This is a genomic window from Asticcacaulis sp. (assembly GCF_027484505.1).
In the GTDB taxonomy this organism is placed as follows: Bacteria; Pseudomonadota; Alphaproteobacteria; order Caulobacterales; family Caulobacteraceae; genus Asticcacaulis.
This window is the reverse complement of the sequence record NZ_JAIXSV010000080.1, coordinates 13,960-25,124: the sequence shown is the minus strand read 5'-3', so window position 1 is coordinate 25,124 and position 11,165 is coordinate 13,960. Positions and strand designations below refer to the sequence as shown.

The window sequence follows — 11,165 nt, the reverse complement described above, 5'->3', positions numbered from 1 at the left end:
AAAAAAGACCCCACCCATCAGAAGCTAAAAAGGGGAAGCAGGGATGACCCCCATTCGCAACATCACTATACTGGGCGGCGGCACGTCCGGCTGGATGGCGGCGGCGGTGCTGAGCCGCGCCTTCACACCCGATGCCTGCACCATCCGCCTGATCGAGTCCGAAGAGATCGGCATTGTCGGCGTGGGCGAAGCCACCCTGCCGCAGGTGCGCGATTTCAACACCTGGCTTGGCCTTGATGAGGCCGAGTTCATGCGCGCGACCAACGCCACCTTCAAGCTGGGGATTGAATTCTGCGGCTGGGGCACGTCGGGCAGCTATCACCACCCCTTCGGCGTCCACGGTCAGTCGGCCGGTGGCATCCCCTTCCATCAGCTGTGGCTAAAGGCACGCACCTTCATGGACCCCGGCTCCATCGAGGACTATGCCTTCCCCATCCGGCTGGCGCGCGAAAACCGCTTCGATTTTCCGGTCGAAGACCCCAAGTCGATCCGTTCCGCCTATGCCTATGCCTACCATTTCGACGCCGTCCTCTATGCCCGCTATCTGCGCCAATGGTGCGAGGCGCGCGGCGTGCAGCGCATCGAAGGGCAGGTCACCGGCGTCGATCAGAACGCTGAAACCGGCTTTGTTGAAACACTGACGCTCGCCAGTGGTGAAAGCGTCGGCGGTGACCTGTTTATCGATTGCTCCGGCTTTCGCGCCGTCATCGCCGGTCAGACCCTGAATCTGGGCTGGGAAGACTGGACGCCGTGGCTGCCGTGCGACCGGGCGCTGGCCGTGCCGTGCGAACGTACCGACGACCTGACGCCCTATACGCGCGCCACCGCCCGCGAAGCCGGCTGGACGTGGCGCATCCCGCTTCAACACCGCACCGGCAATGGCTATGTGTTTTCCAGCCGCTTCACCACGGAGGCGCGCGCGCGTGAGGTGCTGCTGGGTGCGCTGGATGCCCCCGCTCAGGCCGAGCCGCGCCTGCTGCGCTTTCAGGCCGGCCGCCGCACGGCGTCATGGCACAAAAACGTCATCGCCCTCGGTCTGGCCTCCGGCTTTCTGGAGCCACTGGAATCGACCAGCATCTACCTGTCGCAGATCGCCCTGACCTTCCTGATGCGCCTGATGCCGGACACGCGCTTTGACCCGGCCCTAGCGCGGGAATTCAACCGCCTGATCGACATCGAGTATGAGCGGGTGCGCGACTTCCTGATCCTGCACTATCACGCCAATTCGGCGCGCGAAGGCCCCCTGTGGGACTATGTGCGCACCATGCCCGTGCCGGACAGCCTGAAAGAAAAGATGGCGCTGTTCCGCCACCGCGGCCACGTTCAGCAGTACAAGGATGGCCTGTTTTCCCCGGCCAGCTGGATCGCCGTCTTCATGGGGCAGGACGTCATGCCGCAAGCCTACGACCGGCAGGCCGATAGCTTAAGCGAAGAGGCCCTGACGGGCTATCTGAAAGACCTCAAACGCAAGATCGACAGCAATCTGGCCGTTCTGCCCTCACACGCCGAGTTTGTGGCCGCCCATTGCTACGATCCGAACAGCGGGATTTCCCATGACTGATACCCCCGTCAGACCGGTGCGCAAGGTCGTCATCGTCGGCCGCGACGAGGCGCTGTGGCTGACCGCTGCGGTGCTGCAACGCACCTTTGCCCGCAGCGATCTGAGCTTCACCGCCGTCGAGCTGCCGTCCCTGTTGCGCCCCGGCGAAGTGCTGCCGACGCTGGGCAGTCAGGCCGGCTTCCACGCCCGTCTGGGGCTGGAGGAAGCGGTGCTGATGCGGGCTCTGGGCGCGACCTTTACGCTGGGTCAGCAATATGTCGGCTGGGCGAAGTCCGCGCCGCCGGTCTTTGTGGGCTATTCCAGTACGGGCGTGGCCCTGCAAAACGTACCCTTCCACCACCTGTGGCTGCGGGCCCGCGCCTCAGGCATGAACGTGGCGTTTGAGGACTTCGCCATCAATGCCGCCTGTGCCAAGCAGGGGCGTCTGCTGACCCCCGACGCCGACCTCAGCGGCTTTGCCGACGCCGATCGCGGCTTTCACCTGCCCGCCGCCCCCTATGCCGAAATGCTGCGGCAGGTGGCGGTGAAGCGGGGGGTGCGGCATCTGCCCGCCGCGCACGTGTCACCGGTCGTGACGGGCCCCCAGATGACCGCTGTGGTCCTGTCCGATGGGCAAACGGTTGAGGGCGATCTGTTTATCGACACCACCGGCAGCGACGCACGCCTGCTCAGCCAGATGCCGGAGACAGGCTTTACCTCATGGCGGCAATGGCTGCCCTTTAATCGCCTGCTGACCACCTATACAGCCCCCGCGACGCCGCTTCCGGCCTATGCGCAGATCACCGCCTTCCGGTCAGGCTGGGCCGGACTGTTCCCGCTGCGCGACTATACCGCCGTGCAGCAGGTGTACACCCGCGACGAGCTGTCTGACGATGAGGCTTTCGAAGCCGCGGCCATGGTGGTGAAGATGAGCCTGCATCCGCAGGCGACGGTGACGCCTTTTGAAGCGGGCCGCCGCCCGGCCTGGTCGGGCAATGTCATCGGGCTGGGCGAAGCCGCCACCGTGCTCGATCCTTTGGGCAGCGCGCGGATGCCCTCCCTGCTGCTCGGTCTGTCACACCTGACGGCCCTGTTCCCGCTGGATACGGCCGGGCTGGAACGTGCTGTGTACAACCGCACCGTGGGTCAGGCCTATGAGCGTCTGCGCGATGCGCAGATCTGGCTCTACAGCCTCAACAAACGCCGCGATCAGCCGGTCTGGGACCATCTGCGCAGCGTCAGCCTGCCGCCGGAACTGGCCTATAAGCGCGAGGTGTTTGCCGCCTGTGGTCACCTGCCGGTGTATGATGACGAAACCTTCGACGAGGCGTGGTGGATCGCCGCGGGCCTTGGCCACGGGCTGTTTCCCGCCACCCATGACGTGCGTGCCGATCAGCTTGCGGAACCCGACCTGATCCGCCACTTTCAGACGGTCCTCGGCTATGTGCGCAAGCAGGTCGAGGCCATGCCCACCCCGGATGCCGTATCACGGGCAGCGACTGTATAGGGTTTATCGGATGCAACAGACCATCAGGAAGATCGTGATCGTTGGCGGCGGCAGCGCCGGATGGATGGCCGCCGCGGCCCTGGCCAAGACGCTGGGGGAATCGCTCGATATCCATCTGATCGAGTCAGAGGAAATCGGCATTGTCGGCGTCGGCGAAGCCACCATCCCGCCCATCCTCAAATACAATGACCTGTTGGGGATCGACGAAGCCACCTTCGTGCGCGAAACCAACGCCACCTACAAGCTGGGGATCGAGTTCGTCGATTGGCGCGCCAAAGGGCACAGCTATTTCCACCCCTTTGGCCACAGCGGGCGGGAAATCGAAAGCTTCCCCTTCCATCATTACTGGCTGGCCGACTGGCGCCGCCGGGGCGGTGAGTATGACTACACGCAGTTCAATCTGGAAACCGTCGCCGCCTATAAGGGGCGCTTCGGACATCTGCCGGCCGATGGCGACAAGCCCGGTCTGAACTATGCGTTTCAGTTCGACGCCGTCCTCTATGCCAAATTCCTGCGCAATTACAGCGCTGAGCGCGGCGTGACCCGCCACGAAGGCCGTATCGTTAGCGTCGAACAGCACCCCGAAAGTGGCTTTGTAACGGCAGTCGTCACCGCCGATGGGCGTCGCCTTGAGGGCGATCTGTTTATCGACTGCTCCGGCTTCCGCGGCCTGCTGATCGAAGGGACGCTGAACTGCGGTTACGAAGACTGGTCGCGCTGGCTGCCGATGAACAGCGCCGTGGCCGTGCCCTGCGAACGCGGCGCCGACATTACCCCCTATACCCGCGCCACGGCGCGCGAAGCGGGCTGGACGTGGCGTATTCCGCTGCAACACCGCACCGGTAACGGCTATGTCTTCTCCGATCAGTTCCTTAGCGTCGAAGACGCCAAAACGCGTCTGCTCGGCTGCCTCGATGGCGCACCTCTGGCCGATCCGCGTCTGCTGAAATTCGTCACCGGTCACCGCAAGCGCGTGTGGGACAAGAACGTAGTGGCGCTGGGTCTGGCCTCCGGCTTCCTCGAACCGCTGGAATCGACGGCCATCCATCTGGTGCAATCGGGCATTACCCGCCTTTTGGCCCTCTTCCCCCGGACGGGGATCGTGCCTTCGGTCGTGGCGCAATATAATCGCGACGTCCTGTTCGATTACAACAATATCAAAGACTTCCTGATCGCCCACTACAAGATCAGCGAACGCGACGACACGCCCTTCTGGCGCTGGGTGCAGGCCATGGAGATGCCAGACAGCCTGAAAGAGCGGCTGGAGATGTTCCGCGAAACGGCGCTTCTGATCGCGCGCGAACCAGAACTGTTCCGGGAGACGAGCTGGCTGGCCGTCATGATGGGGCAAGGACTGCTGCCGAAAACCAGTCACCCGATTGTGGAGACGATCGAGGCCGCCGATCTGCGCCTGCACATGAGCCGCTGGCGCAAGATGCTGGAAAGCCGCGCCGACAGCCTGCCCGCCCACGAAGACTATGTGCGCCGCTTCGCGCCCTCCGCCGACCTGAAGATGCGCCTGGCCAGCGCCGGATGACACCCGTCCGCACGATAGAGGCCGTGACGGCAGAAGCCTTTACGGCTGTGCAAGCGGCGGCACAACCGGTCGTCCTGAAGCAACTGGTGGCGGACTGGCCCATCGTGGCCGCCGCCCGGCAGTCGGATCAGGCCGTCACGGCGCTGCTGGCCGATCTGGATGCCGGGCTGAAGGTGCCGCTGTCCATCCTGCCCCCCGAAGCGAACGGGCTTTGCCATTATGACGCCACCCTGACCGGCGTGAATTTTCGCACCACGTCGCAATGGCTCGAAGACATCTGGCCAAGGCTGCTGTCCCCGCCGACCGACGGCAGCGGCTATTACGTGCAGTCCCTGCCCACGGAAACCTACCTGCCGCGTTTTGCCGAGGCGCATATCATGCCCTTGCTGCCACCGCAGGTGCAGCCGCGCCTGTGGCTGGGCACCGATGTGGCCACGCAGACCCATTACGACCTGATGCACAATATCGCCTGCGTCGTAGCCGGACGCCGCCGCTTCACCCTGTTCCCACCGGATCAGCAGGTCAATCTCTACCCCGGCCCGGACGATTTTACCCCCGGCGGCGCGCCGCTCAGCCTGCCCAACATCCGCACCCCGGATTTCGCGCGCTGGCCCCGGCTGCGGGCGGCGCTGGACAGTGCGCAGGTGGCGGAATTAGAACCCGGCGACGCCCTCTACATCCCCTATGGCTGGTGGCATCAGGTGCAGTCACTGGCCCCCTTCAATGCCCTCATCAATTACTGGTGGAACGACGCGGACGCTACCCGTCCCCTGCCGAGACTGGCCTTCAAGGCGGCGCTGGTGGCGCTGAGGGACCTGCCGGACGAACAAAAGGCCGTCTGGCGTCACATGTTCGATCTGTTTATCTTTGGCGACAGCGAAGCGGCCATGGCGCATCTGCCGCCTCAGGTGCGTGGGGCCTATGGCGAACTGACCCCCGAACGGCTGAAAGCGCTGAAAGCCGAAATCGCGGCGGCCTTTAAGTGAGTCCAAAACTAGATCGGTATGACTTTTGATGGAATCGTAATTCAAGCACCTCCCCTGAAATCAGGGGAGGCGCTAAAGGGCTAAACCGTTTCCACCTAAAATCATCCCACCTTAATAGTAGCTATCGGATACCAAAGAACAAATTGGCCGTCAGGCGGCGCGGGCTGCCGGCCTGCACCTGACCGTAGTGAATTTGTCCCGCCCGGTAAAAGATCAGCCGGTTGAAGCGCGGTTCAATGGCGGCAATGGGCTCAAAAAACTGCGCCCGTGCCGCCTCGCCGCTGCCGTCAAAACCATCCAGTTCCTGCCGTTTGGCGCGCTCAAAGCCATAGCTGCGGCTGGGGGTGATCAGTTCGTGCCCGCTGGCCCGATGGCGGAAAAAGGCCGTGCCGCCCAGATCCCCCTCAAACAGATAATGCACACTGGCAAAGCTGTTGAGGCTGAAGGCGTCGATATGCGGGGCGGCCTGCCGCACGTCCATATCGTCTGGGGCCTGCGTGGCCACACCGAAAAAGCCGAACAGCGGCAAAGGCTGCGGCGTCACACCAAAATGCGGCAACAGACGGGGAAGAAGCGCCGTTGCCACCAGCGTCTTATAGGCCTGTGGCAAGGGGGCATTGAGGCCGGGATAGCGCGATCCGGGCGCGGGCTTACGAAAGGCCGCCGCATCGGCTTCGGCAATCAGGGCCTGCGGGTCGCTCAGCACCTCATCGACGATGATCAGGGGCTGCGCCTCATGGCCCAGAGACTGAACCGTCAGGGTGAGATGGGGATTGAGAGAGATCATACAAAAAACCGCCTGAGAGAACGATATTCCGGTTCCCTCAGGCGGTCAAAGCGCAAAGCGTCGCAACAAATCTATTGCAGGCCGCCGCCCGTGGCCGCGTACAGTCGCGTCAGGTTCAGCGCCCGCGTCAGGCGCGTGGTGATCAGGCCCTGCTGCGCGCCATAGAGGGTGCGCTGGGCGTCGGTCAGGGTCAGGCGCGAATCCACGCCGCGATCGAAGCGGGCGCGCGACAGGGCTTCGGTTTCGCTGGCGGCTTCGACCACGCGGGTCTGGGCTGTCAGGCGCGTGTCGATCGTCGAGCGCACGGCCAACGCGTCGGCCACATCGCGGAACGCCGTCTGGATCGACTTTTCGTAGGTCGCCAGCGCAATATCCCGCGCCTTTTTCGAGCTTTCCAGCCCGGCGATATTGGCCCCGCCGGCGAAGATCGGCACCGAGATCGACGGCGCAAAGCTCCAGGTGTCGGCGCCGTCAAACAGTTTGTTGAGGTCGGTAGAGGCCTTGCCCACCGCGCCGGTCAGCGAGATGCGCGGGAAGAAGGCGGCGCGCGCGGCCCCGATATTGGCATTGGCGGCCTTCAGGTCGAACTCCGCGGCCACCACATCCGGACGCTTCAGCAGCACCTCCGACGGCAGGCCGACCGGCAGGTCGCTCAGCACCGCGTTTTCCGGCAGCGCATTCGGCAGATTGGCGGCTTCGACCTCAACGCCCACCAGCAGACGCAGGGCGTTTTTGTCCTGCTGCACCAGCGCTTCCAGTTGCGCCACATCGGCGCGCGCCTGTTCGGTCAGGGTCTGCTCCTGACGCAGGCCCAGCGCATCGGTGGCCCCAAGGTCAAAGCGCTTTTGCGTCAGCGACAGGCTCTCTTCGCGCAGACGCAGGGTTTCACGCGACAGGCGCAACTGCTCCTGATCGGCGCCCAGCGTCAGCCACGCGGTCGCCACGGACGAGATCAGCGACAGCTTGGCCGCCTTCTGGTTTTCGGCCGAGGCGAAATAGGTGTTGAGCGCGGCATTGCTCAAAGAGCGCACCCGCCCGAACAGGTCGAGTTCCCAGGAGGCCCCAATGTCGGCGCTATAGGACTCGGTGTCCGTACCAGTGCCGGTATCCCCGCGGCGGCCGCTGACCGTGCCATTGACGCCAGGGAACAGGCTGGCGCGCTGCACGCTGTACTGGGCGCGCACGCGCTCGGCATTCAGCGTGGCGATGCGCAGGTCGCGGTTATTGACCAGCGCCTCGTAGATGACGCTTTGCAGGCGCGGATCAAGGAAGACCTTCTGCCACGGCAGGGTTTCCGCCGACTCTCCCTGCGCCGTGGCGAGCGTCGGGAACTGATCGGCGACCGGCAGGGTACCGCGCTCATATTTCGGAGCCAGCGTACAGGCGCTGAGGACCAGAGCCGTGGCCGGAAGCATCAGACCGAGTTTAAACGAGCTTTTCATAAGAGCACTTTCCGAAAAGTGTGACGCACTTTTCGGATTAAAAGTGCGTCAAATCAAAAATACAGAGCGCCGATCTGATGAAATCAGATCGGCAAGGCTCTAGTGGTCCTCACGGTTGTGACGCGACTGTTCCAGCGCCGCCAGAGCTTCGCGCTCCGCCGCCAGAGTCTTAAGGTGCTTTTCGTCCGCCTTGAACATCTTTTCAATGATGACAAAGAAAAGCGGGATAAAGAACACCGCCAGGAAGGTGGCCGACAGGATACCGCCGACCAGACCCGTACCGATGGCGTTCTGGCTACCCGACCCCGCGCCATTGGCGAAGAACAGCGGCAGGATGCCGAAGGTGAAGGCCATCGAGGTCATGATGATCGGGCGCAGGCGGACGCGGGCGGCCTGAAGCGTTGCCTCAATAAGACCCATGCCGTTTTCGTGGTTGTGCTTGGCAAACTCGACGATCAGGATGGCGTTCTTGGCCGACAGACCGATGATGGTCAGCAGCGCTACCTGAAGATAGATGTCGTTCGACAGGCCGCGCAGCAGGGTGGCAATCAGCGCCCCCAGCACACCTAGCGGGATAACCATGACGATGGCCACCGGGATCGACCAGCTCTCATACAGGGCGGCCAGCAGAATGAAGACGACGAAGATCGACAGGGCGTAGAGCATCGGCGCTTCGGCCCCTGACGCCTTCTCCTGAAGCGACAGGCCGGTCCATTCATAGCTGATGCCGGGGGGCAGTTGCGCGATGATCTTCTCCATCTCGGCCATGGCCTGACCCGACGACTTGCCCGGCGCAGCCATACCCTGAATATTCATCGACGGCGCACCGTTATAGCGTTCCAGTCGCGGCGAGCCATAGGCCCAGTGTGCGGTCGTGAAGGCCGACAAAGGCACCATCTGACCCTGAGTATTACGCACATACCACTGGTTCAGATCCTCCGGCTTCATGCGGAAGGGCGCATCGGCCTGCACATAGACCTTCTTGACGCGGTTGCGGTCGATAAAGTCGTTGACATAGGCCCCGCCCATAGCGGTCGAAAGCGTGGCATTGACATCGCTGAGGCTCACGCCCATCGACCCGGCGGCGACCTGATCGATGTCGAGCTTCAGTTCCGGCGTGTCTTCCATGCCGTTGGGACGCACGGCCATCAGCGACGGGTTCTGCGCCGCCATACCCAGCACCTGATTACGGGCATTGAGCAGGGCTTCGTGGCCCAGACCCCCGACGTCCTTCAGCTGAAGGTCGAAACCTGACGAGTTGCCGAGTTCGGACACTGCGGGCGGCACGATGGCAAAGGCCATGGCGTCACGGAACTGGCTGAAGGCACCCATGGCGCGCCCGGCGACAGCGGGGGCTTTCAGGTCCGGCGATTTGCGCTCCTCAAAGGGTTTGAGGCGGACGAAGGCCATACCGGCATTTTGCCCCACACCGGCGAAAGAGAAGCCGCTGACCGTAAAGTTCGATTCCACGGCCGGGTCCTTGGCAAAGTGCGCGGCGACCTGATCCATGACCTGACCGGTACGCTCATCCGTGGCCCCCGGCGGCAATTGCACCAGCGAGAACATGATGCCCTGATCCTCTTCCGGCAGGAAGGAGGTCGGGATACGGGTGAACAGGAAGGCCATCAGGCCGACGATCACCGCGAAGACAATCATGTAGCGACCGCCCTGCCCCAGAATCTTGCCCACCGTGTTGCGGTAGCCATTGGCCATGCGGTCAAAGTTGCGGTTGAACCAGCCGAAAAAGCCCTTCTTGTCCTGATGTTCGGCATCAGAGGCTTTCAGAAGCGTGGCACACAGGGCCGGCGTCAGTATCAGGGCGACGACCACCGACAGGACCATGGCCGAAACGATGGTGATCGAGAACTGACGATAGATGACGCCCTGCGACCCGCCGAAGAAGGCCATGGGGATGAACACCGCCGACAGGACCAGCGCAATGCCGATCAGCGCCCCGGTGATTTCTTCCATCGACTTGATAGTGGCCGCCATGGGCGGCAGCTTTTCCTCGTGCATGACGCGCTCGACGTTTTCGACCACGACGATAGCGTCATCGACCAGCAGACCGATAGCCAGCACAAGCCCGAACAGGGTCAGGGTATTGATCGAATAGCCAAAGGCCGCCAGCACCCCAAACGTCCCCAGCAACACCACCGGCACCGCGATGGTCGGGATAATGGTGGCGCGCCAGTTTTGCAGGAACAGGAACATGACGACGAAGACGAGCACCACGGCTTCGATCAGGGTCTTCACGACCTCATGGATCGACAGCTCGATAAACGGCGTCGTGTCGAACGGCACCACATAGCGGTAACCCTTGGGGAAGTTCTTTTCCAGTTCGGCCATCTTGGCCTTCACCGCATTGGCGGTGTTGAGCGCATTGGCCCCGGTGGCCAGGCTGATGGCGACACCGGTCGCCTCACGGCCGTTGAACTTCACCGTCCCGGTATATTGCTGGGCCCCCAGCTCGACGCGCGCCACATCCTCCAGCTTCACCACGGCCCCGCCGGAGGTGTTTTTGAGGATGATGTTGCGGAACTGCTCGATGCGGGTGAGGCGCGACTGCGCCGTGATGGTGGCGTTGAGCACGGTGCCCTTGACGGCCGGCAGACCGCCCAGTTGCCCGGCGGAGACCTGCGTGTTCTGGGCGCGGATGGCGTTCATCACGTCGGTCGGCGTCAGGCTGTAGCTGGTCAGCTTGGCCGGATCGAGCCAGATACGCATGGCGTACTGGGCCCCGAAGTTCTGGATGGTGCCGACGCCATCGACGCGGCTGAGCTGATCGACCAGAGTCGAGGACATGTAGTCGCCAAGGTCATAGCCGGAAACGCTGGGGTCTTCCGCATACAGACCGACCACCATCAGGAAGCTGGAGGTAGCCTTGGCCACCGTCAGGCCCTGCTGCTGCACCTCCTGCGGCAGGAGCGGCGTGGCCGATTGCAGCTTGTTCTGCACCTGAACCTGCGCGATGTCCGGATCGGTTCCCGCCTTGAAGGTCAGGGTGATCGAGGCGGCCCCGCTCGAATCCGAGGTCGAGTTCATGTACAAAAGACCGTCAATGCCCTTCATCTGCTGCTCGACGATCTGGGTGACCGAGTCTTCGACGGTCTTGGCCGAAGCGCCCGGATAGAAGGCGCTGACCGACACCTGCGGCAGGGCGATCTGCGGATACTGGGCGATCGGCAGGTTGGCGATGGACAGAAGGCCCGCCATCATGATGACGATGGCCACCACCCAGGCAAAGATCGGTCTGTGGATAAAGAAACGCGAGATCATGACGATGCCTTTGCAGGAACGGATGCAGTCAGATGGAGGTCTGGCAGATAGAGGTCTGGGGCTGACGACGGACACACTTCGGGCGTCGCG

The 11,165-nt window shown here is 63.1% G+C and carries 7 protein-coding genes; 4 read left to right on the top strand and 3 right to left on the bottom strand.

The window, feature by feature from the left end; genetic code table 11:
* The first annotated feature begins 43 nt into the window (after positions 1-43).
* The 4 genes from Q0072_RS04685 to Q0072_RS04670 are packed head-to-tail and all read left to right on the top strand — an operon-like array spanning position 44 to position 5,570.
* Entirely contained in the window at positions 44-1,561 is a 1,518-nt protein-coding gene (locus tag Q0072_RS04685) for a tryptophan halogenase family protein (RefSeq protein WP_298326421.1), read from the top strand.
* Complete coding sequence (locus Q0072_RS04680) at positions 1,554-3,047, top strand: tryptophan 7-halogenase (RefSeq protein ID WP_298326418.1); 1,494 nt, start codon at positions 1,554-1,556, stop codon at positions 3,045-3,047. The genes Q0072_RS04685 and Q0072_RS04680 overlap by 8 nt, the downstream gene beginning before the upstream one ends.
* 10 nt (positions 3,048-3,057) lie before the next feature.
* Entirely contained in the window at positions 3,058-4,584 is a 1,527-nt protein-coding gene (locus tag Q0072_RS04675) for a tryptophan halogenase family protein (protein WP_298326416.1), read from the top strand.
* Positions 4,581-5,570: a cupin-like domain-containing protein gene (locus Q0072_RS04670; RefSeq protein ID WP_298326413.1), complete on the top strand. Its 990-nt coding sequence runs from the start codon at positions 4,581-4,583 to the stop codon at positions 5,568-5,570. Before Q0072_RS04675 ends, Q0072_RS04670 begins: the two co-directional genes overlap by 4 nt.
* Positions 5,571-5,691: 121 nt before the next feature.
* Here the strand turns inward: Q0072_RS04670 and Q0072_RS04665 are convergent, their stop codons facing one another.
* The 3 genes from Q0072_RS04665 to Q0072_RS04655 form a co-directional block, all read right to left on the bottom strand.
* Positions 5,692-6,357, bottom strand: a complete 666-nt coding sequence (locus Q0072_RS04665; RefSeq protein ID WP_298326411.1) for a DUF6445 family protein — start codon at positions 6,355-6,357, stop codon at positions 5,692-5,694.
* Positions 6,358-6,428: 71 nt separating this feature from the next.
* Positions 6,429-7,799 (bottom strand): efflux transporter outer membrane subunit, encoded by a 1,371-nt coding sequence (locus tag Q0072_RS04660; RefSeq protein WP_298326408.1) that lies wholly within the window; start codon positions 7,797-7,799, stop codon positions 6,429-6,431.
* Positions 7,800-7,898: 99 nt separating this feature from the next.
* On the bottom strand, positions 7,899-11,075 hold the full coding sequence (locus tag Q0072_RS04655; protein ID WP_298326405.1) for an efflux RND transporter permease subunit: 3,177 nt from the start codon (positions 11,073-11,075) through the stop codon (positions 7,899-7,901).
* Between the last annotated feature and the right edge of the window lie 90 nt (positions 11,076-11,165).